Source organism: Streptomyces sp. NPDC044704 (assembly GCF_056433525.1).
Genome location: NZ_JBWKGY010000001.1, coordinates 461,423 through 484,499, shown reverse-complemented (window position 1 = coordinate 484,499; position 23,077 = coordinate 461,423). Strand labels below are relative to the sequence as shown.

General features: G+C 75.1%; 21 protein-coding genes. 12 read left to right on the top strand and 9 right to left on the bottom strand.

Features of this window, described 5'->3' with window-relative positions; translation table 11 throughout:
- Positions 1-140 precede the first annotated feature (140 nt).
- The 4 genes from lanKC (at position 141) to AC07B0_RS02180 (ending at position 6,588) form a co-directional block, all read left to right on the top strand.
- Positions 141-2,789, top strand: a complete 2,649-nt coding sequence (lanKC, locus tag AC07B0_RS02195) for a class III lanthionine synthetase LanKC (RefSeq protein ID WP_478896262.1) — start codon at positions 141-143, stop codon at positions 2,787-2,789.
- Positions 2,786-2,923, top strand: a complete 138-nt coding sequence (locus AC07B0_RS02190) for a SapB/AmfS family lanthipeptide (protein ID WP_030389872.1) — start codon at positions 2,786-2,788, stop codon at positions 2,921-2,923. Before lanKC ends, AC07B0_RS02190 begins: the two co-directional genes overlap by 4 nt.
- Positions 2,924-2,989: 66 nt before the next feature.
- Entirely contained in the window at positions 2,990-4,768 is a 1,779-nt protein-coding gene (locus tag AC07B0_RS02185; protein ID WP_478896260.1) for an ATP-binding cassette domain-containing protein, read from the top strand.
- Positions 4,765-6,588 (top strand): ATP-binding cassette domain-containing protein, encoded by a 1,824-nt coding sequence (locus AC07B0_RS02180; protein ID WP_478896258.1) that lies wholly within the window; start codon positions 4,765-4,767, stop codon positions 6,586-6,588. Before AC07B0_RS02185 ends, AC07B0_RS02180 begins: the two co-directional genes overlap by 4 nt.
- A gap of 68 nt (positions 6,589-6,656) precedes the next feature.
- On the opposite strand, the gene AC07B0_RS02175 is transcribed toward AC07B0_RS02180, so the two are convergent.
- Positions 6,657-7,265, bottom strand: a complete 609-nt coding sequence (locus AC07B0_RS02175; protein WP_356874967.1) for a response regulator transcription factor — start codon at positions 7,263-7,265, stop codon at positions 6,657-6,659.
- A gap of 512 nt (positions 7,266-7,777) precedes the next feature.
- Between AC07B0_RS02175 and AC07B0_RS02170 the strand changes: the two genes are divergently transcribed.
- The gene (locus AC07B0_RS02170) at positions 7,778-8,230 is read left to right on the top strand and encodes an ATP-binding protein (RefSeq protein ID WP_356875205.1); all 453 of its coding nucleotides are present in this window, start codon (positions 7,778-7,780) and stop codon (positions 8,228-8,230) included.
- Here the strand turns inward: AC07B0_RS02170 and AC07B0_RS02165 are convergent.
- The 3 genes from AC07B0_RS02165 to AC07B0_RS02155 form a co-directional block, all read right to left on the bottom strand.
- Positions 8,219-9,055 carry a phosphatase PAP2 family protein gene (locus tag AC07B0_RS02165; protein WP_469378733.1) on the bottom strand — a complete coding sequence of 279 codons (837 nt, stop codon included), beginning with the start codon at positions 9,053-9,055 and terminating at the stop codon, positions 8,219-8,221. The genes AC07B0_RS02170 and AC07B0_RS02165 overlap by 12 nt on opposite strands.
- A 119-nt stretch (positions 9,056-9,174) precedes the next feature.
- A complete protein-coding gene (locus tag AC07B0_RS02160; RefSeq protein ID WP_356874963.1) occupies positions 9,175-10,128 on the bottom strand; it encodes a YihY/virulence factor BrkB family protein in 954 nt (317 codons plus the stop codon).
- Between the two features lie 47 nt (positions 10,129-10,175).
- Positions 10,176-12,038, bottom strand: a complete 1,863-nt coding sequence (locus AC07B0_RS02155) for a bifunctional phosphatase PAP2/diacylglycerol kinase family protein (RefSeq protein ID WP_478896255.1) — start codon at positions 12,036-12,038, stop codon at positions 10,176-10,178.
- 104 nt (positions 12,039-12,142) lie between these two features.
- On the opposite strand from AC07B0_RS02155, the gene AC07B0_RS02150 reads away from it, so the two are divergent.
- The 3 genes from AC07B0_RS02150 to AC07B0_RS02140 all read left to right on the top strand — a co-directional run bounded on the left by AC07B0_RS02150 (position 12,143) and on the right by AC07B0_RS02140 (position 14,953).
- Positions 12,143-12,892, top strand: coding sequence for an ArsR/SmtB family transcription factor (locus tag AC07B0_RS02150; RefSeq protein WP_478896253.1), 750 nt, complete (start codon positions 12,143-12,145; stop codon positions 12,890-12,892).
- Positions 12,893-12,968: 76 nt separating this feature from the next.
- Entirely contained in the window at positions 12,969-13,958 is a 990-nt protein-coding gene (locus AC07B0_RS02145; RefSeq protein WP_478896251.1) for a DMT family transporter, read from the top strand.
- Positions 13,959-14,023: 65 nt separating this feature from the next.
- Complete coding sequence (locus tag AC07B0_RS02140) at positions 14,024-14,953, top strand: ketopantoate reductase family protein (protein WP_356874955.1); 930 nt, start codon at positions 14,024-14,026, stop codon at positions 14,951-14,953.
- A 34-nt stretch (positions 14,954-14,987) separates the two neighbouring features.
- On the opposite strand, the gene AC07B0_RS02135 is transcribed toward AC07B0_RS02140, so the two are convergent.
- Entirely contained in the window at positions 14,988-15,437 is a 450-nt protein-coding gene (locus AC07B0_RS02135; RefSeq protein WP_478896249.1) for a hypothetical protein, read from the bottom strand.
- Between the two features lie 286 nt (positions 15,438-15,723).
- Between AC07B0_RS02135 and AC07B0_RS02130 the strand changes: the two genes are divergently transcribed.
- On the top strand, positions 15,724-17,064 hold the full coding sequence (locus AC07B0_RS02130; protein WP_478896248.1) for a phytase: 1,341 nt from the start codon (positions 15,724-15,726) through the stop codon (positions 17,062-17,064).
- Between the two features lie 88 nt (positions 17,065-17,152).
- Here the strand turns inward: AC07B0_RS02130 and AC07B0_RS02125 are convergent, their stop codons facing one another.
- Both AC07B0_RS02125 and AC07B0_RS02120 read right to left on the bottom strand, forming a co-directional pair.
- The gene (locus AC07B0_RS02125; RefSeq protein WP_469378746.1) at positions 17,153-17,425 is read right to left on the bottom strand and encodes a DUF4190 domain-containing protein; all 273 of its coding nucleotides are present in this window, start codon (positions 17,423-17,425) and stop codon (positions 17,153-17,155) included.
- Positions 17,422-17,610 carry a hypothetical protein gene (locus AC07B0_RS02120; RefSeq protein WP_478896246.1) on the bottom strand — a complete coding sequence of 63 codons (189 nt, stop codon included), beginning with the start codon at positions 17,608-17,610 and terminating at the stop codon, positions 17,422-17,424. Before AC07B0_RS02120 ends, AC07B0_RS02125 begins: the two co-directional genes overlap by 4 nt.
- Positions 17,611-17,710: 100 nt before the next feature.
- Here AC07B0_RS02120 and AC07B0_RS02115 point away from each other — a divergent pair, with 100 nt between their 5' ends.
- On the top strand, positions 17,711-18,334 hold the full coding sequence (locus AC07B0_RS02115; protein ID WP_356874947.1) for a TetR family transcriptional regulator: 624 nt from the start codon (positions 17,711-17,713) through the stop codon (positions 18,332-18,334).
- 19 nt (positions 18,335-18,353) lie between these two features.
- On the opposite strand, the gene AC07B0_RS02110 is transcribed toward AC07B0_RS02115, so the two are convergent.
- Entirely contained in the window at positions 18,354-18,539 is a 186-nt protein-coding gene (locus tag AC07B0_RS02110; protein WP_478896244.1) for a hypothetical protein, read from the bottom strand.
- Between the two features lie 443 nt (positions 18,540-18,982).
- Between AC07B0_RS02110 and AC07B0_RS02105 the strand changes: the two genes are divergently transcribed.
- The gene (locus AC07B0_RS02105) at positions 18,983-20,872 is read left to right on the top strand and encodes an ATP-binding cassette domain-containing protein (protein ID WP_478896242.1); all 1,890 of its coding nucleotides are present in this window, start codon (positions 18,983-18,985) and stop codon (positions 20,870-20,872) included.
- 102 nt (positions 20,873-20,974) lie between these two features.
- Here AC07B0_RS02105 and AC07B0_RS02100 read toward each other — a convergent pair whose 3' ends face one another.
- Positions 20,975-21,589, bottom strand: a complete 615-nt coding sequence (locus AC07B0_RS02100) for a hypothetical protein (RefSeq protein ID WP_469378753.1) — start codon at positions 21,587-21,589, stop codon at positions 20,975-20,977.
- Positions 21,590-21,799: 210 nt separating this feature from the next.
- Between AC07B0_RS02100 and AC07B0_RS02095 the strand changes: the two genes are divergently transcribed.
- On the top strand, positions 21,800-22,906 hold the full coding sequence (locus AC07B0_RS02095; protein WP_469378754.1) for a hypothetical protein: 1,107 nt from the start codon (positions 21,800-21,802) through the stop codon (positions 22,904-22,906).
- The last annotated feature ends 171 nt before the right edge of the window (positions 22,907-23,077 follow it).

The window sequence follows — 23,077 nt, the reverse complement described above, 5'->3', positions numbered from 1 at the left end:
CCCCGGGACGACGCACGCCGTCCCGGGGTCCGGCGCGTGGTGACCCGTGCGTACTGCACACCCCGTCGGTGACAGTCGTGACTGTCGCGGCCCCCGGTCCGCGTGACAGCGTGAGGACGTCACCGACCGAGGGAGCAGGAGTGAACAAGGGGTACGCCGCCTTCTGCGACGCAGACCGCTGGTTCTACGACGCGCCGTACCGGCGGGCCGAGGAGAACTACCCGGCCGCGCTCGCCCCCGTACCGGCGGGGTGGCAGACGCACCGCAGCGGGGACTGGCTGGCGCTGCGGCCCCTGGACGCCCACCTGCCCTCCCAGGGCTGGAAGATCCACGTCTCGGCCTGCCTGGACAACGCCGGGTCCGTGCTCGAACGGGTCCACCGCTACTGCGTGGAGCACCGGATCGCCTTCAAGTTCGTGCCCAGCCGGTACCTGTTGCACCTGCGCAACGCGAAGTACGCCGACCGCGCGGCGAGCGGCAAGTTCCTCACCGTCTACCCGGCCGACGAGGAGCGGTGCCGTCAGATCGCCGAGGAGCTCGACGCGTTGCTGGCCGGCGAGCCGGGCCCGTACATCCTCAGCGACCTGCGCTGGAACGACGGGCCCGTGCACCTGCGGTACGGCAGTTTCACCCTGCGGCACTGCTACGACGACCGCGGCGAGCTGGTTCCGGCGATCGAGGCCCCGGACGGCCGGCTGGTACCGGACCCGCGGGGGCCGGTGTTCCAGCCGCCCGAGTGGGTGGAGCCGCCCGCGTTCCTCGCGCCCCATCTGGCGCGGCGGGCCGCCGTCACCCTCGAAGGCCTGCCCTACACGGTCGAGCGGGCCCTGCACTTCTCCAACGGGGGTGGTGTCTACGCCGGCCGTGACGTCCGCACCGGCGAGCCGGTCGTCCTGAAGGAGGCGCGCCCCTTCGCGGGGCTCGCGGCCGACGGGGCGGACGCCGTGACCCGGCTCCACCGCGAGCGCCGGGCCCTGGAGCAGCTGGCCGGGCTGGACTCCGTGCCGTCGGTCCACGGGACGTTCACCGTCGGGGACCACCACTTCCTGGTGATGCAGCACTTGGAGGGCAAGCCCCTCAACACCTACTTCGCCCGGCGGCACCCGTTGATCGAGGCGGACCCCGATCCCGCGGAGCTGGCCGCGTACACGCGGTGGGCGCTGGAGATCCACCGGCGGGTGACGGAGGCCGTGGAGGCGGTGCACGCCCGCGGCATCGTCTTCAACGACCTGCACCTGTTCAACATCATGGTCGCGGAGGACGAGGTGACCGGTGAACCGTCGGTCGCACTGCTGGACTTCGAGGCCGCCGCGCACGTCGACGAGGGGCTGCGCCAGACCGTCGCCAACCCGGCGTTCGTCGCGCCGCCCGGCCTGCGGGGTTTCGCCGTCGACCGGTACGCGCTGGCCTGTCTGCGGCTGGCCCTGTTCCTGCCGCTGACCAGCCTGCTCGTGCTGGACCGGGCCAAGGCGGCGCACCTGGCGGAGATCGCCGCCGCGCAGTTCCCCGTACCCGTCGAGTTCCTCGACGAGGCGGTACGGGAGATCCTCGCCGCCGGACCGGGGTCCGGACCGGGGTCCGGTTCCGGTGGACGCGCGGCCGTGCCCCGCGGGCCCTACCTGCCGGTGGAGCCGGGCGACTGGGAAGCGGCCCGCGACTCCATGACGGCGGCCCTGCGGGCCAGCGCCACCTTCGACCGGGAGGACCGGCTCTTCCCCGGGGACACCGCCCAGTTCGCCACCGCCGGCGGCGGAACCGGCTTCGGGTACGGCGCCGCAGGCGTCCTCTACGCGCTCGCCGAGACCGGCGCCGATCCCTGGCCCGAGGCCGAGGAATGGCTGCTGGCCCGTACCAAGGACCCGGCCTCCGGCACCGCGCTCGGTTTCTACGACGGCCTCGCCGGTCTCGCCTGGACCCTGGAACGGCTCGGCCACCGCGACCGCGCGCTCGCCCTCGCCGAGCAACTGCTCGGCCAGTCCTGGCAGTCCGCCGGCCCCGACCTGCACGGCGGTCTCGCCGGCATCGGGCTGGCCCTGGACTCCCTGGGTTCGGCCACCGGCGAGAGCGCGCTGCACGCGGCGGCCCTGCGCTGCGCCGACCTCCTCTCCGAGACCGCGGTCGCGCCGAAACGGGCCGGGCTGCTGCACGGCCACAGCGGACCCGCGCTGCTCCACCTGCGGCTCTACGAACGCACCGGCGACCGGGAGTCGCTGGTCCGGGCCGGCCGGGCGCTGCACCGCGATCTGGACCGCTGCGTGACCAGTGCCTTCGGCACCCTCCAGGTCGACGAGGGGTGGCGCACGATGCCCTACCTCGGAGGCGGCAGCGTGGGCATCGGAATGGTGCTGGACGACTGGCTGGAGCACGCCCGCGACGAACGCTTCGAACGGGCCCGGCCGGAGATCGTCCGAGCCGCCCAGGCGACGTTCTACGCGCAGCCCGGCCTGTTCCGCGGCGCCGCCGGCATGATCCTCCACCTGGCCCGGACCACGACGCCCGGGCCGGGCACCGGCCCGGAGGACATCGCCCGGCAGGTGGACGCCCTGGCCCGGCACGCGGTCCCGTACCGAGGCCATCTGGCCTTCCCCGGCGAGCAGATGATGCGCCTGTCCATGGACCTGTCCACGGGCACGGCCGGCGCGCTCCTCGCCCTCGGCAGCGCCGCGCCCGGCGGGCGCGCGCAGCTGCCGTTCCTCCCCCCGCCGCGGTCCACCGCGGCCCCAGAGCCGGTCCCCCTCGCGGGGGCCGAGACCCATCGGAACACCACAGTGAAGAGGAATCTGACATGACGCTTCTCGACCTGCAGTCGATGGACACCCCGAAGGAAGAGACCACGGAGGCCGCGCACGGCGGTGGCGGCGGCAGCCGCGCCAGCCTGCTCCTCTGCGGCGACAGCAGCCTGAGCATCACGACCTGTAACTGACCAGGTCCCCTCGGGCCCGGGCGGTTCGCCGCCCGGGCCCGCACCACACCCCTGGAGCCGCCGCCCATGACGTCGCCCGATCCCACCGGCGAGGCGGCGGCCGCCCGCGCCGCCGACCGGGCCCTGCGGGCGGCCGCGCGGCACGGCGCGGGCCGCCTCGCCGCCGTATCGGCCTGTTCGGTGGCCGCCGCCTGCGCGGCCCTGGCCGAACCGGCCGTCCTCGGCCACACCCTCGACCTGCTGCTGCGGCAGGACCCCGCCGGTGCCCGGTGGACCGCGTGGTGCGCGGCGGTGATCGCCGCCGAGGTCCTGTTCGACGCGGCGACGGCCCGGCTCACCGGCGGCGTCGACGCCCGCTCCACCGCCTGGCTGCGGCGTCTGGGTCTCGCCCGGCTGCTGCGCACCGCGCCGCACCACGCCGCCCGCCACTCCCCCGGTGAACTCTCCGCCCGGCTGACCGCGCACGCCACCACCGCCGGCGCCGTACCCGCGGCCGTCGTGAGCGCGGCCGTGTCCGTGCTCCCCCCGCTCGGCGGGCTCGTGGCACTGTTCCTGGTCGACGTGTGGACGGCGCTGGCCTTCCTCGCCGGACTGCCGCTGCTCGCCCTGCTGCTCAGGACCTTCGCCCGCGCCTCGGGGGCGAGCGTCAGCCGCTACCAGGAAGTGCAGCTGGCCATGGCCGGCCGCCTCGTCGAGGCCCTCGCGGGCGCCCGCACCATCGCCGCCGCCGGCACCGCCGACCGCGAACAGGCCCGCGTACTTGACCGGTTGCCGGAGCTGGGCGCCGAGGGGCGGCGGACCTGGCGGATCTACGGCACGACCGTGGCGCGGACCAGCGCCCTCATGCCCCTGCTGCTGTACGTCGTCCTCGGCGTGGGCGGCGTCCGCCTCGCGGACGGGGCCCTCGGCGTGGGCGGGCTCCTCGCCGCGGTCCGCTACGCGGGCCTCGCGGCCGGGGTCGGCGCCGTGACCGGGCGGCTGGCGGCCGTGGTGCGCGGCCGGGCCGCCGCCCGCCGCACGGCCGCCCTCTTCGAGCTGCCCGAACTCACCCAGGGGACCAGCCTGTTGCCCGCACACGGGCCGGGGACGCTGGAGCTGCGCGGGGTGCGGGTCGTCCGCGCGGGCACCGTGGTGCTGTGCGACGTCGACCTGACGGTCCCCGGCGGGACGACCACCGCCGTCGTGGGCCGCTCGGGCTCCGGCAAGACGACACTGGCCGCAGTGGCGGGGCGGCTCACCGCCTGCGACGAGGGACGGGTACTGCTCGACGGCGTGCCGCTGGACGAACTGTCCGCCCGGGAGCTGCGCCGCGAGGTCGGCCACGCCTTCGAACGGCCCGCCCTCTTCGGGGAGGACGTCGCGGCCGCCATCGCCTTCGGCGACGGCCCGCCGCCGGACCGGGAGACCGTGCGCGCCGCGGCGCGGGCGGCCGGAGCCGACGCCTTCGTCCGCCGCCTGCCCGACGGCTACGGAACTCCGCTCGCGGACGCGCCGATGTCGGGCGGGGAACTGCAACGGCTGGGGCTGGCGCGGGCGTTCTGCCGTGCGGGGCGGTTGCTCGTACTGGACGACGCGACGTCGAGCCTGGACACGGTCACCGCCCGCGAGGTGGAACGGGCGCTGGCCCGTGACGTCCGGCCGGGCACCCGTCTCGTCGTCGCCCACCGCATCTCCTCCGCCGCCCGCGCCGATCTCGTCGTGTGGCTCGACGCGGGGCGGGTCCGGGCGACCGGTACGCACGCCGAGCTGTGGCGTGACCCCGCCTACCGGGCGGTGTTCGGCGAGGGCGCGGAACCGGCTCCGGAGCCGGACTCCCGCCGGGCGGGCCGGGAGGCGGCCCGGTGAGCGAGTACGGCACCTGGCGCCGGGTGTCCCGCGAGGGCCGTCGGTTCCTGCGCGGCCGGGCGCGTGCGCTGCGCCGGCTCGCGCTCTGGTCCCTGCTGGAGTCCGCGCACACCTTCCTCGGCGGGTACGCGGTGGCGCGCGCCCTCGACGACGGCTTCCTCGCCGGCCGTACCGGCACCGGTCTCGGCTGGCTGGCCGTGGCCGGAGCGGGAGCCCTGCTCGGTGCGCTCGCCCTGCGCGGGGTGTTCGGCGGGCTCGCGGACCTGGTCGAGCCGCTGCGGGACGGTCTGGTGCGGCGCTCCGTGCGCCAGGCCATCGCGCGGGCCGTCGCGGCGCCCGGGCGGGAGGGCGACTCGGGTGCGGTCTCCCGGCTCACGCAGCAGACCGAGATGGCCCGGGACTCCTTCGCCGGACTGGTCCTGATCGCCCGGTCGTTCGTCTTCACCGCGTTGGGGGCGCTGGCCGGACTGGCCGCGCTGGATCCCCTCCTGCTGGTCCTGGTGCTGCCCGCGCTGCTCCTGGGTACGGCCGGGTTCCTGGCCACGCTGCACCCGATGGCGGTCGTTCAGCGTGCGGCGCTCGACGCCGACGAGGCGCTGTCGGCGCGCGCCGGCGCACTGGCCTCGGGGCTGCGCGACGTCGTCGCGTGCGGTGGCGGGGCGAGCGCCGGGGCCCCGGTGGAACTGCTCGTCGCCGCACAGGAGCGGCTGACCCGTCGCCTCGCGCGGTGGACCGCGCTGCGCACGCTGGCCCTGGGGGTCGCGGGCCGGCTGCCGGTCGTCGTACTGCTGGCCGGCACGCCCTGGCTGCTCGGGCGCGGGGTGAGCGCGGGGGCGGTGGCCGGGGCCCTGACCTACCTCGTGCAGTCGCTGCTCCCCGCCCTGGACGCGCTGATGACGGCACTGGGCGCGGCGGGTACCCGGCTGCTGGTGGTACTGGACCGGTTCTGCGACCCGGAACCGGGGACCGTGGCCGGGACGGAACGGACGGCGCCGGAACGGCTCGTGCCGGAACGGGCGCGGGTGACCCCGGTCCCCGTACCCGGCGCCCCCGCCGCCCGCCCCGTACCCGGCGCCCCCGCCGCCCGCCCCGTACCCGACGCGCCCGCCGTCGAGCTCCGTCGGGTCCGCTTCGCCTACGGCCCCCGCGCACACCCGGTGATCGACGGCCTCGACCTGGTGGTCGGGCCGGGGGAACACCTGGCCGTGGTGGGGCCGAGCGGCATCGGAAAGTCCACGCTCACCGCCCTGATCGCCGGTCTGCTGCCGCCCGGCCGGGGGACGGTGCGGGTCGCGGGCGCCCCCGCGCGGGCCGGTGCGGGGCACGGCCCCGACGTCCGGCGGACGCTGCTGCCCCAGCAGGCGTACGTCTTCACGGGGACGGTCCGCGAGAACCTGACCCACCTGTGCCCCGGCCCGGTGTCCGGGGAGGAGGTGGAGCGGGCCACGGCCGCCCTCGGCGTGGACGGTCTCGTGGCCCGGCTCGGCGGACCGGACGCGGTCGTCGACCCCGGGCGGCTGTCCCAGGGGGAGCGGCAGCACCTCGCGCTCGCCGCCGCCTACCTCTCCCCCGCCCCCCTGCTGCTGCTCGACGAGGCCACCTGTCACCTCGACCCCCTGACCGAGGCGCGCGCCGAGCGGGCGCTCGCCGAACGCCCCGGCACGCTCGTGGTGGTCGCCCACCGCATCTCGTCCGCGGCCCGGGCCGACCGGGTACTCGTACTCGACGGGACCCGGGCGGTGTGCGGCACGCATGCGGAGCTCCCGGCCAGGTCGCCCCTGTACCGGGATCTGGTGGGTTCGTGGGACGCGCGCGGGTGAGGCGCGCACGGCCGGGCTGATCGCCCGTCTGCCGTCGGGGGTGCGGGGGGGGTACTCGGGCCGGCGGCTCAGACCCAGCCGGCACTCCGGGATATCCGGATGGCGTCGATCCGGTTGCGGGCGCCGGTCTTGCGCGTCACGGCGGCCATGTAGTTGCGTACGGTCCCGCTGGCGAGGTGCAGGGCGCGGGCGATCTCCGCGATCGAGTCGCCCTCGGCGGCCCGGGCCAGAACGCTCAGTTCGCGCGGGCTGAGGGGCATGGGGTCGGCCTCCATGAAGGCCGAGGCGAGGGTGGCGTCGATGCAGCGTTCTCCCGCCGCGACCTTGCCGATGGCCCGGACCAGCCGGGCGGGCGAGCCGTCCTTGTCGACGTAGCCGAGCGCCCGGGTCTGGAAGGCCCGGCGCAGCGAGCCGGGCGTGTCGGCGCGGGCGAGCACGAGCAGAGGGGCGTTGGGGTGGGGCAGCCGGCGTGCGGCGCCGGCGTCCGCGAGGAGGGCGGCCGACGCCCCCGGACAGTCGAGGTCCACGACCACCACGTCGGGTCGTAAGAACTCCGCCTGGCGCGCGGCGGCCCGCCAGCCGGCGGAGGTGACCTCGAAGTTTCCTTCGGATCTCAGCAGCGCCGCCAGGGCGGACCTCACCAGGCACACGCTGTGCAGCACCAGAACCTTGGTCATCGGGATTCCCCTCGCTCACGTGACGGTCGATCAGCACCAAGCGGCTGCCCAGCTACCGCCGGGAGGGAACGTCACGGCGGGAGGCGTGTGGGGGCGTGTGGCCGAAGCCGGGCGCTCCCCCGTTCCACCCCCGGCGCCTCGCGGCCTTCCCACCTCGGCGGGCATCCGGAAAACCCCCTCGGGCCCCTCCGCACCCCGACATCCGGATGGGCTGATTCCGCGCGCATTCAGCGCATGGATCACGTATTCGAGGGCCTGGGAGACGGGTGGCACGGGCCCGGGTTTCGGACGCCCCTCAGCGGCCACACGCGCAGGAGTGACGGTCCACGAGGAGAGGAGTACTCCCATGACGGCGATGGTCCTGCTGATCGCGCCCATGATGCTGGCCCTGCTGCTCGTCCACCGCAGGGGCGGACACCGTGCCCGCCATCGGGCGGACCGGTTCTGAGCCGCGTCCCGACCCGTCCGGTCCGGCGTCACACACGAGCGGAAGCGAGGTGAGCGCGGTGTCCATGCGTGCGAAGGGGTGGGCCAGGTCCTTCCCGGTGTACCGGGGGGTGCGCGAGGCCCGCCGGTGGACCGGGGAACACCTGGACTCCCTGCGGTGGACCGCGGAAGCCCCCGACACGGCCCACTCCGTCCTGCTGACGGTGTCGGAGCTCGTCACCAACGCGCACGTCCACGCCCACAGCACGGCCCAGCTGGTGCTGACCTGGGACGGGCAGTGCCTGCACGTCAGCGTCGCCGACAGCGACCCGTCCCTGCCCGCCCCGCGCGACCCCTCGCGCGAGGCGACCTCCGGGCGGGGGCTGGCCATCATCGACGCCCTCGCCGACGCCTGGGACGCGCACTCCTTCCACGGCGGCAAGACGATCACCGCCTGTTTCCGTCCCCCGTCCGGGCAGGCCCGGCACGCCGGGGCGAACCACTTCGGTCCGCACGCCGGCGGCTCATCAGGGGCGTGACGGCCCGTCCGGGGAGCCCGGCCGGCGGGACACCCCGACGGCCGGCTCGGGTTCCTCGCCGGAGATCTCGGGCTCCAGTCCTTCGGCGACGCCGGTCCGGCGGCGTCCGGTGTCGGCCCGCCAGGCCTCGAAGACGAGCGTCGTCGCGGTGACCACGACGATCCCGAGGAGCCAGCCGCCCACGACGTCACTGACCCAGTGCACACCGAGCGCGACCCGGGTGTAGCCGACGCCCAGCACGCTGACGACCGCCAGCGCCCAGGGCAGCGGCCGCCAGGCGGGCGGCACCAGCGGGAGCAGGACCAGGAGCAGGACGGCGCAGGAGACCATGGCCGTCATCGCGTGACCGGAGGGGAAGGAGAACCCGGGCGCGTCGGCGACGGGGTCGGGCAGGTGGGGACGCGCCCGTTCCACCGCGTTCTTCGTGAGGAACCCGATGAGGGCGCCGGCCGTCTCGGTGACGGCGGCCCAGGCCGCCAGCCGCCAGGCACGGCGCCGCAGGAGCCACACGACGAGGAGCGCCACCAGGAGCCGCATGGTCACCGGGTCCCACAGCACGCCCGTGAGGAAGTCCAGGACCCGCACCCGCGCCGGGTCCTCCAGGGCCGCGCGGTGGAGCCGTTCGGCCGTGTCCCGGTCGAGGCGGTACAGCGGGGGCCAGCGGGATTCGACGAGCACGAGGGCCAGGACGAACGGCACGGTCACGCAGACGGTCGCCGTGACCGTCAGCACGAGCCGCCTCCCGAACGCCGCGTCGGGCCCGGAGTGTCTGGCCAGGAACTCGCGGGCCGCGCGGAGTCGGGGGCGGGGCGGATGCTGTGCCATGGGTACGCGTCTTTCGTTCGGGGCGTCGGGCGGGGGACGGCGGGTCGGGTGGCGGGGTGGGCCGCGGGCGGTGGGCGGTGGACGGCGGGGTGCGGACGCCAGGGTTCGGACGCCGGGGTTCAGACGCCCGGGTCCCGTGCGACCGGATCGCGCACACCGGCCCGTACGGCTTCCAGCTGGGCGGCGAAGGACAGGCCGAGGAACAGGGCCAGCGAGGTCAGGTAGGACCACAGCAGCAGGGAAACGAGGGCGCTGAGGGGCCCGTACACGCTGGTGAAGGTGCTGCTGGCGCCGACGTACAGGCTGAGCGCCCAGGTCGCGGTGATCCACAGCACCAGGTAGACGACGGCGCCGAAGGCGAGCCAGGTGTAGCCCGGCTGGTCGCGGCGCGGTGAGAGGCGGAAGATCGCGCTGGTGGCCAGCACGGCCAGCAGGATCCCGACCGGCCAGCGCAGGATGTCCCAGGCGCGGACGGCGCCCGGCCCGAGGTGGTAGACCTCGGCGAAGGCGTGGGTGAGGTCGGCGCCGAGGACGGTGAGGACGAAGCTCAGCCCGAGGGGAAGACCCGCGAGGGCCGCCATCACGAGGCCGCGGGAGTACTTGTACAGGAAGGGCCGGTCGCGCTCGTTGCCGTAGATGCGGTTGGCGCCGCGCTCGACCTGGCACAGGCTCGTGGTGACGTTGGCGACGGAGAACAGCAGGCCGAGCCAGAGGGCGGCCTGGCCGCCGTCGCCGGCGTGGCGGCGGCTCTCGCTCAGGGCCTCGTCGACCACCTGCCGGCTGGGTCCGCTGGTGATCCGTCCGATCGTGAGCTCGGCGACGCGGCCCAGGTCCTCGGTGTGCAGGACGCCGGACAGGCCTATGGCGGCGATGGCCAGGGGCACGATGGACAGGACGGTCTGGAGCGCGAGGGCGCGGGAGTGGCTGAAGCCGTCCGCGTAGCGGAAGCGCACGAACGAGTCGCGGGCCAGGCTCCAGCCCCCGTACCGGCGCAGGGCGGCCCAGGCCTCGTCCGCGGACAGTTCCTCGCCCACTACGTCGCGTCTCTGTGGTACCCGGGTCGCGGTTCCCATCGGCTTCCTGACTGTGTGTGGTCCCGGCGCGGCGTGCCCGTGCGGGTTCAGTGGTGTGCGGTACGGGACGGGCGGGCCGCGGGGCGGGCATCCGGTTCCCGTCGGCCGTGGTGTTCTCCGGGGGCGTGGTGTTCTCCGGGGGCGTCCGGAGGGGTTCCCGGTGCTCGGGGGAGCCGGATCCGCAGGGCGCCCGGTTCCACCTCGGCGAACAGGCGGGAGCCTTCCGTCAGCGTGTCCCCGTCGACCTCCCGGGGCTGCGCGCCGGCGAAGCGGATCTCGATCCGCCGGGCGCTGAAGTACTCCAGGGACCCCCCGGCCACCGTCCGGCCGCCGGTCGGCGGCTGGACGGACGCCTCCGGCGCGCGGGGGGCCGTACGGACGATCCGGGACGCGAGGTGTGCGGCGGCGGCGAGCCAGCCCGTCGCGCCCCGGGGGTCGAAGAGCACGACCTCCAGCCGTCCGCTGTCCGGCCTTGCCCTGGGCAGGAGTTCGAGTCCGCCCTGGAGCGCGCCCACGTTGCCGACGACGACCATCCGGGCCCGGCGACGGCGGATCCGGCCCCCGTCCAGCCGCACGGACAGGCGCATGCCGGGATCTCCCAGGTGGCGGGCGGCCGACAGGACGTACGCCGGCCATCCCAGTCGGGCCTTGAGCGAGGGCGAGGCGTCGCGGACCGTGGCGGCGTCGAAGCCGGCGCCGGTCATCACCGTGAAGCGGGTGGCCGGGAGGCCGTCCCCCCACACCCGTCCCACGTCGATCGGGAAGTCGCTGCCGCCGAGGGCCTCTTCGAGGGCGGCCAGCGGATCGTGGGGGAGGTCCAGGTTGCGGGCGAGGAGGTTGCCGGTCCCGCAGGGCACGAGCGCCAGCGGTGTGCCGGTGCCGGCCGCCACGTCGGCGCAGGCGCGTACCGTGCCGTCCCCGCCGCAGGCGACAACCAGACCCACGCCGGGTTCCGCGCACTCCTGCGGCAGGGCCCCGCAGGGCTCTTCGACGGAGGTGGGGGTCCAGCGTTGGTCGGTGTAGCCGTGGCGGTCGAGGCTGAGGCGCACCCGCTCGGCCAGGTCGTCGTCGCAGCCGTGCGGGTGACGCACCACGACGGCCCGCCGGCCGGTACGGCCCGCGTCCCGGGCGGCGGGGGCGGAGGCGGGTCCGGGGACGGAGTGGGCGGGGACCGTGGGTGCCGGGACGGTGGGTGCGGCGGAGCCGGGGGCGGCGGGGAGGAGCGCGTCCGGGCCGCCGTCGGCGTCCCGGGTGGTGCGGCCGGACAGGAACACCGAGCCCACGACGAGCAGCGTGGCGACGCCGTTGACCAGACCGCCCGCGACGTCGGAGGGATGGTGCATGCCCCGGTACATCCGGGACAGCCCGACCGCCGGCACGACGAGGACCAGGGCCGCTGCCGCGACGTACCGCCACGGACCGCGGAGGCGGGTCCAGACGAGCGTGGCCAGCGCGCCGTACAGGGCGACGGAGGCGCCGACGTGGCCGGAGGGGAAGCTGGAGGTGGGCGGCGCGCCGTCCAGGCGGGGCACGTCGGGACGCGGACGTTCCACGCACATCGTCACGACGAGGAAGACGGCCGACTGCACGGCGACGGACGCGCCCAGGAAGACCGCGTCGGCCCACCGCGGGGTACCGGGCAGCACGAGCAGGGCGAGGACGCAGATCAGCGTCACGCCGACGATGACTTCCGTGGAGGCGACGACGGACAGCCACTCCGATACGGAGTCCGCCCACGGCGTCCGGTGCTCGGCGAAGCCGTCCGTGACCCCGTCCTCCGGTGACAGCAGCCGGTGGCCGGCCGGTGCCCGGGTCACGAAGAGGCCCAGCGCCACCATCGCGGCGGCCTGGGCCGGTACGAGCCACAGGAGCCGTGAGCGTCTCGCGGCCGTGCCGCTTTCCGTCGTCATGGCAGCCTTGTTGCCCGTGGCGGCCCGATGATGCGCTCGCGGTGACACGTACCGCGGGAGCGAATCTTTCGTCATTGACCGAAGCGATGCGGCATGCTGGGGGCATGAACGAGTCCCACACCGGAACAGCCGGGGGCGAAACGCCGGGGGTCGGCGCCGCCCCGGCCGCGCTCCTGGCGGCCTTCGCCGCGGCCCTGGCCGACGAGACACGGGCCGCCATCTGCATGACGCTGCTGGAGGGGCGGGCCTGGACGGCGGGCGAACTGGCACGGATCACCTCCGTCGCACCGTCCACCATCAGCGGGCACCTGGCCCGGCTGACGGAGGCGGGGCTCTGCGTGACCGAACGCCAGGGCCGCCACAGCTACGTGCGGATCGCCGACGCCGAGACCGCCCGCCTCCTCGACGAGCTCGCCTCCTACGCGGTTCCGGACCGGGACCCGGCGTACTCCGTGCCCGTCGTGGCGGCGCCGGACCCGCTGGCCCTCGCCCGCACCTGTTACGACCACGTGGCGGGGCGCCTGGGGATGGCGGTGACCGACGCGATGGAGCGGCGCGGGCTGCTCCGCACGGAGGGCGCCTTCGAGCTGACGGAGGCCGGCCGCCAGTGGTGCGCCGAGGCGGGCGTCAGCCTCGCGCACGAAGGGCGCAGGCGGCAGGCGAGCGCCTGCCTGGACTGGACGGAGCGCCGCCGCCACCTGGGCGGGGTCGTCGGGGCGCGGCTGCGCGCGCGGGCACTGGAGCGGGAATGGCTGGTACGACCGGCGGACCGTGGGCGGGCTCTGGAGGTGACCGCGGCCGGGGAGCGCGCCTTCCGGGACCTGCTGGGGATCACTCCTGACATGTGGCGTTGACCGTGCGCCACCCTCACGGCGTCGCGGGGCGATTTATTTCGGTGCTCACCGAAGCGTTCTGACGTAGGGTGGGTCCATGACGTCCTTCCGCCCCAGTCAGGCATCCCCCGGCGTCCTCACGGCCGGGGCCGTCACCTTCACGGTGTTCGCCTGGGCTTCCGCCTTCGTCTCCATCCGCAGCGCGGGCGCCGCCTACTCCCCCGGCGCCCTGGCCCTCGGCCGGCTGCTGGCCGGTTCCCTGGTGCTCGGCGCCCTGCTGCTGGTCCGCCGCCAGGGCATGCCGCCCCGCGGCGCCTGGCGGGGGATCCTGGTCTCCGGGGTGGTGTGGTTCTGCGGCTACACGGTCGCCCTGAACTGGGGCGAACGGCTCGTCGACGCGGGTACGGCGGCCCTGCTCGTGAACACCGGGCCGATCCTGATGGCGCTGCTCGCGGCCCGCCTCCTCGGGGAGGCGCTGCCGCCGCGCCTGCTGTCGGGCATGGCCGTCTCCTTCGTCGGAGCGGTCGTCGTGGGCCTGTCCATGTCCTCGGGCGGCAGCGGCGCGTCGACCTCGGTGCTCGGGGTGGTCCTGTGCCTGCTCGCGGCCGTGGCCTACGCGACCGGCGTCGTCGCGCAGAAGCCCGCGCTGTCCTCCGGCACGCCCCTCCAGATCACCGCCTACAGCTGCATGACGGGGACGGTGGCCTGCCTGCCCTTCGCCGGGCAGCTCGTCAGGGAACTGCCCGGGGCGCCCCTCTCCGCGACGCTGAACATGGTCTACCTGGGCGTGGTGCCGACCGCCCTCGCGTTCATCGCCTGGACCTACGCCCTGGCCCGCACCCCCGCGGGCAGGCTGGGCGCGACGACCTACGCCGTCCCCGCGATCGTCGTCCTGCTGAGCTGGGCCTTCCAGGGCGAGGTACCCGGCTGGCTGACGCTGTTCGGCGGGGCGCTCTGCCTGGCCGGCGTCGCGGTCTCCCGTTACCGGCCGCGCCCGGCCGGCTCCCCGGCAGCGGCGTCCGACCCCGTGCGGCCCGAACCCGGCCGGCCGGCGCGTACCGCCGACGGTTCCCGCGCCGTGACCTGACCCGCACCCGTGCCCCAGACCCCGCTCGCCCCACCCGCTCCCCGTCCCACGAAAGGCACTCCTCCATGCGGATCCTCACGGTCGGCGCCGGCGCCGTCGGCGGCTACTTCGGCGCCCGTCTCGCCCAGGCGGGCTCGGACGTCTCCTTCCTGGTCCGGCCCGCACGCGCGGAAGCCCTGCGGGCCCGCGGCCTGCGGGTCGACGGCCAGGGTGAAAGCATCCGGCTGGCGCCGCGGCTGGTGACGGCGGAGGCGCCGGGCGGCCCGTACGACCTGGTCCTGCTGTCGGTGAAGTCGACCGCCCTGCACGCGACGCTGGCCGACGTCGAGGCCGCCGTCGGTCCGGACACCGCCGTCCTGCCGCTGCTCAACGGAATGGCCCACCTCGACACCCTCGTGTCGCGCTTCGGCGCCGGATCCGTGCTCGGCGGGGTCGCGAAGGTGGTCACCACCCTGAACGAGCACGGGGACATCGTGCGCATGGCCCCGCCCTCGGTGATCCTGACCGGCGAGACCGACGCGCGGCCCTCACCCCGCGTGGACGCCGTCCGCACGGTCCTGGCCGGGGCGGGCATCGATTCGCCCGCCACCGAGGACATCGTCGCCGCCATGTGGCACAAGTGGGTCTTCATCTCGACCCTCGTCTCGCTGACCTGCCTGATGCGGGGCACGGTCGGCGACGTGACCGCCGTCGAGGGCGGGGCGGCGCTGGGGCCGGCCATCCTCGCCGAAGCGGCGGCGGTCGCGGCGGCCGCCGGCCACCCGCTGCCGGAAGCGGAACTGGCCTTCACCAAGGCCACCGTCACGGCCTCCGGCTCCCCGCTCACACCGTCCCTCTACCGCGACCTCGTCGCCGGGGCGCCCACCGAGGCCGATCACGTCCTGACCGACCTCACCCGCCGCGCCCGGGCGCTGGGCGTCGTCACTCCCCTGCTGGACCTCGCCGCGCTCCAGCTGCGCGTGCACGAGCACCGGCTCGCCGTGGCGGGGGCGTAAGCCGGGCCGGGCGCACGCCGGCCGCCGGGGCGCGCTACCGGCCCGGCTGCGCCCGCCTCAGACGCGAGACGCCGCCCTCCCTGCCCGCCGTACCCTCACGGATGGCCTGTGCCCGGTCCATGCCGCTCCAGCCCGCGCCCTGCTCGGCGTTGACCTCGTCGCGGGGGTCCCTGATGCCGTAGTGCCCGAACAGCCGCTGCTCCTCCGCGACGGACAGCACGCTCCCGCAGTCCAGCGCGGCGCAGGGAGCCTCCTCGATCAGGGCCACGGGGTACGGCACCACCAGGCGTTCGCCGATCAGTTCCGCCTGGCGCAGCGGGATGAACACACCGGCCAGCCCCGAGGCCCGGTCGACGACCCGTGCCCATTCCGGCCTCCCCGTGGTGTCGTCCACCAGCACGTACTCCACCGCCCCGATGTGCAGGCCCCGCTGCGTGTACGCCCCGGACCGGGCCAGCACCGTCAACTGCTCCTGAGTGATCATTTCGCCTCCTGGCCGTGCGTTCGCTGTCACCGGTCGGCTACCCACGGCGCGGCCCGCGAAAAGGGCGGCCGGGCGGGCGGGGCCGCCGAGCGGGGCGGCTTCGCCGAGGGGATCGTGGGAACCGGCAGCACCGGAAGGTCACAGCGAAGTCATGCGCATGTCATCAGGGTTCCATGACGGCCACCCGCGGGCAGGCCAGGGTGACGGGCGGCCGGACGTACACGGCGTCGCCGCCCCCGCGCCCGCGACGCCGCGGCCACCCCCGAACCCGTGAGCTGGAGGCAGAATGACCGTGACCCCGCGCAGGAGGCCGCCCCTCGTCGCCGTGGCGACGCTCGCCGTCCTGGCAGTGATCACCACACCGGTGCACGCGCACACCGGCCCCGCCGGCTCTCCCCCGCTGCCCGCGGTGACCGCGTCCGTCGAGACGCCCTCCCTCTTCGACGACGAGGCGGGCGGCAACGCCAACGCCGACGACCCGGCGATCTGGCGCAACGCGCAGGACCCCGACCGCAGTCTCGTGGTCGCCACCGCCAAGGAGGGGGGCCTGCGGGTCTACGACCTCGACGGACGTCAGGTCCAGTCCATCCCGGCACCGCCCCCGCCGAGGGAGGGCGACGACGCCGGCCGCTTCAACAACGTCGACCTCGTCACCGGGCTGCGTTTCCCCGACGGACGCCACGACGTCGCCGTCGTCTCCGACCGCGGCCGCGACCAGCTGCGCGTCTACCGGATCGACCCCGCGCGGCGCACGGCCCCCCTGGTCGACGTGACCGACGAGACGGCGGCCCCGCTCGTGTTCTCGGCCGATCAGGACGAGGTCGCGGACCAGCGGACCGTCTACGGCCTGGCCACCTACACCGACCGCCGCAGCGGCCGTTCGTTCGCGGTCACGAGCCGGCGCCACGCCACCGACCTGGCGCTCGCCGAACTCACGCCGAACGCACAGGGCAAGGTCGGCTACCGCACGGTCCGCACCGCCTCGCTGCCCTCCTCCTTCGGCCTCCCGAACGGCACGCGCTGGACCCCGTGCGCAGAGCCCGGCGAACTCCCCCAGGTCGAGGGCATGGTCGTCGACCCCGACACCGGTGACCTGTACGCCGACCAGGAGGACGTCGGCATCTGGAAGCTCGACGCCGACCTGCGCTCCCCGGCCCGGCTGATCGAGAAGGTCCGCTCGTACGGGGTCCCCGGCACCTGGGACCCGGGGACCGAGGAGTGCGCGGCGGGCGCGGACCCGGGCTTCGGCGGCCGTCACATCAGTGCCGACGTCGAGGGCCTGACCATCTGGCGCGACCCCGACGACCCCCGTGACGAGGGCTACCTGCTCGCCTCCGGTCAAGGCGACGACACCTTCTCCGTGTTCCGGCGCGGCCCCGGCAACGCGTACGTCCGCGGCTTCCGGATCGCGGCGGGCAGCGGGCCCGGTGCGCCCGACGGATCGCAGGAGTGCGACGGCGCCGCCGTCACCAGCGCCCCCCTCGGCAGGCGCTTCCCGAACGGACTGCTCGTCGTCCAGGACGGCGCCAACACCCCGGCGACGGCGGGGCCCGACGGGCAGGCCCGGACCGACACCGACTTCAAGTTCGTGGACTGGGGCGAGGTACGCCGCACGGCCCGCCTGTAGCCCCCACGCCCGCCGGGCTCCCAGGCCTCCAGTCCGCCGCGCCGCCGGGCCGCGCGGGGCGGGTCCGGCGGTCGGGTCACGGTGTGGGTCAGGTCAGGCTCCACGACCACGTGTCGTCGGCGGTGACGAGGCAGGCGAGGACCACGAGGTCGGCCACGCCCAGGGCGATGCCGAGACGGGCGCGGCCCGGCCTGGACGTGTGCCGCCACAGGGCGAGGGAGCCCAGCACGACGGCGGCCGGGCCGAGGACCAGGTTCATCACGAGGAGCCCGGCCAGGCCGAGGACGAAGGCGGTGACGGCCATCGCGTCGGCGTCACGGGTGCGCGCCGGGGTCTTCACGGCGGTGGTCCGGGCGTTCACCGCAGGCCTCCGCCGTGGTGGCCGGAGCGCCCGGCGCGCCGGCCCGACAGCCGTTCGCGCGCGGCGAAGAGCGCGAGCCAGACGGCGATCGCGGTACCGGCGACCACGCTCACCGGCACCGGCACGTGGGCCACGGCGCCGAGGACAACGCCCATGACGAGAAGCGCGGCTACGAGGAAGAGCACGAGAGTTCCTCCTGCTTATAGGTAACAGTTGTTCACTGACTACCCGGTCTAGTTGTACTCATGCTGGCGGCCGGCAACTGTGACGCGGTTGACTGCCGGCATGAGTCCGAACACCGGTGTCCGCGAAGCCCAGCGCCGTCGCACCCGACGCGCGCTCCTCGACGCGGCCCTGTCGCAGCTGGAGGAGCGCAGTCTCGGCAGCCTCGGGCTCCGGGAGGTGGCCAGGGCCGCCGGGGTGACCCCCACCGCCTTCTACCGGCACTTCGACGGGATGGACGAGCTGGGGACCGCGCTCGTCGAGGAGGCCCTGGCCAGCCTGCACGAGACCGTACGCGGCATCCTCGCCGCCACCGGTGACGCCGAGCGGCGCGGTGACGCCGCGGTGCGCCTCATCACCGAGCTGGTCCGCGGCCGGCCGGCGCACGTACGCTTCCTCGTCCGCGAGCGGCACGGCGGCGTCCCGGCGGTGCGCGAGGCGATCGCCGGGCAACTCGACGCGTTCGCCGGGGAGATCGGCGCCGCGCTCGTGGCCGATCCGGTCAGCGCGGGGTGGGGCGCCGACGAGGTGACGATGCTGTCCCGGCTCCTGGTGGACCACATGTTCATGACGGCTTCGGCCTGCCTGGCCGCCTCGCTTCGCGGCGAGGACTGGTCGGCCGTCACCGCCACGGCCCGCGGCCAGCTGCGCCTGATCCACCTCGGGCGCGTGCACTGGCCGGGGTGACCCGGGCGGGGCCCTGCCGCTACGCGGCCGCCGCCTCCGCCGCGTCCGTGTCGGGGGCCACGACGAGGAAGGCGTCGCGCTTCAGGTCCATCACGACACTGACCCGCATGCCCCGCGCACGGCACCGGGCCGCGTACTCCTCCGCCGGCCAACTGCCGTACGGATCACTGGCGGGAAAGGACTCCAGCACCCTGTCAGCGCGCACCGCCGCCACCTCCTCTTCAGCAACGAACCGTCCGTGGGGCCCGTTTGCCCCCGGCCGCGCGTCCCATGCGCGGCGACGGACCGCGGCCCGGCCGGGTCCCGGCCGCGGGAGCAGGTGACCCCCGGTCCGGCATCGGCCCCGGCGGTGCGCAAGCGGTTTCCGGCGGCCCGACCCCCGTACCGGCCGGTTCCGGCCAACCTCTCCCGGCGGCCCGCCCGGAGACCCGGCGGCCCCCCGACACGATCAGCGGCCACGCCAGGGGGCCGGCCGCCGCGAGGTCGGCCAGATCCCGCTGCTCCGGCCGCGGGCCTGCGCTGTACTCACTCCCTCCAGTTCCAGCGACCCCGCACCCGCCCCGCCGCCCACCACCGGCAGGGGCGTCCTCGCCGTGCGCGGAAGCGACGAACCGGGCTCCGCCACAACCCAGTTGAAGGAGACGCAGCGTGTCCGAGCAGCAGAGCGCGAAACAGGGATCCGCCGTCGCACCACCCGCCCCGCCGGAGTTCAGGTACACGTGGGGCCGGCACAACGACACCATGCAGGCGCTGTCGCTGGGACAGATGGCCCGCCGTGTTCCCGCCGCCCTCAAGCAGACCGCCCGGCTGGCCCTCGCCGTCAACCGCACCGCGTTCCACGTACTCGTCGCCGCCCAGCTCCTCGGCGGGATCTGCACGGCGTCCGCGCTCGCGGCGGTCTCCCGGGCGATGGTCCCCCTGCTGGCCGGCGACGGCGTACAGGAACGCGTGTCCGCGGCCGCCTGGCCCCTGGTCGTCGCCGCCGCGATGACCGCCCTCGGCGCACTGGCCTCCATCGCCGCCGGCAGCGCCGCCCGGCGGCTCAATCCCGGCATGGCCACCCTCGCCGACCTCGCGATGGTCGACGCCCACATGGACGTGGAACTCGCCGCCTACGACGCCCCCGACTTCACCGAGCGCTCGGAGGCCGCCGAGACCGGCTCCGCCCGCTCCGCCATGCTCCTCCAGGACGCCCTGGGGTTCACCGGCGGAATGATCGACATGGTGGCGGTCGCCTCGGTCCTGGCCGTGGTCCACCCCGTCCTGCTGCCGCTGCTCCTCCTGTCGGTGGTCCCCCGCGGCCTCGGCTCGGTGTACGCGGCCCGCCTCGACTACCGCCTCCACAACGAGACGATCGCCTCGCGCAACATCAAGCACATGATGCGCTGGCACCTGACGACCCCGAAGCTCGCCGACGAGCTGCGCGGCAACAGCATGCGCCCCTACGCCCACCACTGGTACGCGGCCGTCTGCGAGCGCATCGACGCCAAGATGGTGTCCTCGGCGCCCCGCTACCTGACCGTGTACCTGATCGCCGCCACCGCTTCGGGCGTCTTCGTCGTCGCGACGTACGGGGCGCTCGCGGCTCTCGTCGTCGGCGGGTACATGGCCCTCGCCGCCGCCGGCACGGCGATCGTCGCCATGCGGACCTCCACGGCGGCGCTGTCACAGCTCGTCGTGTACGGAGCCGCCATGTTCCAGCACGCCCTGTACCTCGGCGACTACGCCACCTTCGTCAAGGAGGCCGCCGAGAACTCCGGCCCGCGCGGTCCTCAGGTGATGGAGAACGCGCCGGAGAAGATCCGGCTGGAGGAAGCGGCCTACACCTACCCCGGCAAGGACGCGCCCGCGCTCGGTCCGGTCTCCCTGACCCTGGCCCGGGGTGAGGTCGTCGCCGTCGTCGGGGAGAACGGCGCCGGGAAGTCCACGCTGATCCGGCTGCTGACCTCACTGACCGCCCCGACGTCCGGCACCGTCTCCTGGGACGGCGTCCCGACCTCCGACGCCGACCAGCGCACCGCCTGGCGGCACGTCGGCCTGGTCACCCAGTCGTACGGGTACTGGCCGTTCTCCGCACGGGAGAACATCACCCTCGGACAGCCGGACCCGCGCGGCGAGGAGGCCGTGTGGGAGGCGCTGGACGCGGTCGGCATGCGGACGGCCGTCGAGGAGTTCCCCGACGGCCTGGACACCCTCCTGGCACGCTCGTTCTGGGGCGGTCACGAGCCGTCCGGCGGTCAGTGGCAACGCCTGGCCTGCGGGCGCGCCTTCCACCGCAAGCCCGGTTTGCTGGTCATGGACGAGCCGACGAGCGCGATGGACCCCCGCGGTGAGCACATGGTCTTCTCCGGCCTGCGGGACATGCGGGAGGGCCGCATCACGGTGATCGTCACGCACCGGATGGAGAACTGCCGCCTGGCCGACCGCATCGTCGTCCTCGACGGCGGCCGGATCGTGGAACAGGGCCCCTTCGAGCAGCTCGTGACCCTGGAGGGGGGCCGCTTCCGCGAGCTGTACGAACTCGCCCAGGACCGGTAGGACCGGCCGGCCCCGTAGGACCGCACCTCCACCCTGTGGCTGTCCGCAGGGTGGAGGGGTGCGGGGGCCACACCGTGCCGGGGCGGTCATGGACGAGCGCCGTCAGCCGACGAGTTGGTCCCCGTCGGGCACGTCCTCGACGGTGACGAGCCCGCGGGGCAGGCCGAGGCCCCGCGATACCGCCCGGGCCAGGCCTTCGAAGTCCTGGCCGGCGGCGACCGGTACCTCTTCCCCCTCCCCGTACCCCTCGATCGCCTTCACGAAGTAGCCCGGATGCCAGGCGCCGACGGCCCCGCGGACCTGGACCGCGCTCACGGGGCGCCCGCCGACGCGGTCCCCGAGCGCGGCCAGGATCTCGTCGGACCGCAGTTCGCCCGGCACTTGGAACAGGCTGGCGTGAGCGCCGACGAGACCGCCGTCCCTCAGCCGCACGGTGACGGTGAGACAGCTGGTCACGCTCGGGTAGAGGATCGCGCCCCCGGGTGCGGCCTCGCGGACCTGCCCCTCCGTCACCGTCACCCGGCCGGCCGCCGTCGGGCCGCTCGCCCCCGGCGACCCCGCGCCGACGGGACCGTACGCCTGGGCCGCGGGGCCGAGCCCGAGGTGCAGGACGAGTACGGCCGCGGGCAGGAGTGCGGCGCACACCGCGGTGGCGGTCCGCCGCTTCGTCCGGTCGACGGATCGGTGCGCTCGGTGGTGCGGAAGCGGCGCTGGCACGGGTTCCCCCTGGAGAAAGGACGGGCCGCCGGGCCGACGGCAGCTGATCACTGTACTCAGCCGCCCGCCCGGGGCGGACGGAGGGCGGCTCCCGGAAAATCCGGCGTACCCACCACGGGCGAACGGGAATACCGGCGGATAACATCAACACGCCGCAGTCACCGGGCATATGACAATCCAGGGGGGATTCGAACCATGAACCGCACACCCATGAGACGAGGCGCTCGCGCCGCCGCTGCCGCCATCGTCCTGGCCGGCATCGTCACCGCCGCCGGTCCGGCATCGGCCGCCACCACCTGCACGCCCAAGCTCCAGGTGCTGGGCTCGCTGGGCACGTCCGGCGGCTACAACCCGGGCAACCGGCAGACCGAGGGGGTCCTCGCCTTCGGTACGGGCAAGCTGTCCGTCGGCGTTTCCGGCGCGCGGCCCGTGTACTGGACCGGCACCACGCTCCACAAGGTCCCGCTGCCCGCGGCCGACCTTCAGGGCGAGCTCATCGCCGTGAACAAGGGCGGCCTGATGGTCGGCCGCGTGCTCGGCGCCGGCGGCTACGTGTTCACCTACCGGGCGGGCGCCCCCGCGGTCACCCCGCTGCCGGGCAGCGACTACGCGTACGGCGAGGCCGACGTCAACGACGCCGGGTACGTCGTCTCGCGCAACCAGGCGGGCGCGGGCCTCGTCTGGAAGGACGGCCAGAAGGTGCGCGAGCTGCCCCTGCCCGCGGACGCCGGGCCGGGCACCAGCCTCGAACTGGTCACCGCCGTCAACAACAAGGGCGACGTCCTCGGCGTGGCCAAGCAGGACCACGAGGTCCCCGAGACCGGCCAGCACATCGAGCGGACCTACCCCGTGATCTGGCCGGGCGACGGCGGGCCGGCCCGGTCCCTCGCCCCCAGCACCCAGGACAGCTACGTCCAGGACCTCGACGAGAGCGGCCGCGTCGTCGGCTACGACTGGTACGGGCCCGGCTACCAGTTCACCCCGTGGACCTGGACGCCCCCGTACACCGGCTCCGGCAGCTCCCCCGGCGTGCTGAACACGCACCCGTACGGAACCTTCGAGGCGATCAGCCCGACGACCAACGTCTCGGTCGGCACCGCGAAGTTCCACCCCGACGAGCAGCTCGTGCCGGACCAGGCCCAGCTCTGGCCCGGCACGGGGCCGGTGCTCGCGCTGCCGCGGCTCGCCGCGAACCAGGCGAGCGCGGCCGGGTCGGTGTCCGACGACGGCCGGGTCGGCGGAGCCGCCGTCAACGCGAAGGGCAAGCTGAAGCCCGTGATCTGGACCTGCGCCACGAAGCAGGCCTACCTGCCGTAGCGCCGGCCCCGCCACGGGAACGGCCGCCGTCAGCGCGCGGGCACTGACGGCGGCCAGGGCGCGACTCCGTGCGCGGCCGTGACGCGCCGGGTTGCCGGGAGGTGTCCGAGCCGCGGGTGGCCGGCGTCGTCCGCGGGTCCGGCCTCAAGGCACCGCGCGGGCGGCCAGCGT

Coding starts and splice junctions, on each gene's coding strand:
- AC07B0_RS02190 (WP_030389872.1), top strand. CDS start 2,786: ATGACGCTTCTCGACCTGCAGTCGATGGACACCCCGAAGGAAGAGACC.
- AC07B0_RS02185 (WP_478896260.1), top strand. CDS start 2,990: ATGACGTCGCCCGATCCCACCGGCGAGGCGGCGGCCGCCCGCGCCGCC.
- AC07B0_RS02175 (WP_356874967.1), bottom strand. CDS start 7,265: ATGACCAAGGTTCTGGTGCTGCACAGCGTGTGCCTGGTGAGGTCCGCC.
- AC07B0_RS02170 (WP_356875205.1), top strand. CDS start 7,778: ATGCGTGCGAAGGGGTGGGCCAGGTCCTTCCCGGTGTACCGGGGGGTG.
- AC07B0_RS02165 (WP_469378733.1), bottom strand. CDS start 9,055: ATGGCACAGCATCCGCCCCGCCCCCGACTCCGCGCGGCCCGCGAGTTC.
- AC07B0_RS02160 (WP_356874963.1), bottom strand. CDS start 10,128: ATGGGAACCGCGACCCGGGTACCACAGAGACGCGACGTAGTGGGCGAG.
- AC07B0_RS02155 (WP_478896255.1), bottom strand. CDS start 12,038: ATGACGACGGAAAGCGGCACGGCCGCGAGACGCTCACGGCTCCTGTGG.
- AC07B0_RS02150 (WP_478896253.1), top strand. CDS start 12,143: ATGAACGAGTCCCACACCGGAACAGCCGGGGGCGAAACGCCGGGGGTC.
- AC07B0_RS02145 (WP_478896251.1), top strand. CDS start 12,969: ATGACGTCCTTCCGCCCCAGTCAGGCATCCCCCGGCGTCCTCACGGCC.
- AC07B0_RS02140 (WP_356874955.1), top strand. CDS start 14,024: ATGCGGATCCTCACGGTCGGCGCCGGCGCCGTCGGCGGCTACTTCGGC.
- AC07B0_RS02135 (WP_478896249.1), bottom strand. CDS start 15,437: ATGATCACTCAGGAGCAGTTGACGGTGCTGGCCCGGTCCGGGGCGTAC.
- AC07B0_RS02130 (WP_478896248.1), top strand. CDS start 15,724: ATGACCGTGACCCCGCGCAGGAGGCCGCCCCTCGTCGCCGTGGCGACG.
- AC07B0_RS02115 (WP_356874947.1), top strand. CDS start 17,711: ATGAGTCCGAACACCGGTGTCCGCGAAGCCCAGCGCCGTCGCACCCGA.
- AC07B0_RS02095 (WP_469378754.1), top strand. CDS start 21,800: ATGAGACGAGGCGCTCGCGCCGCCGCTGCCGCCATCGTCCTGGCCGGC.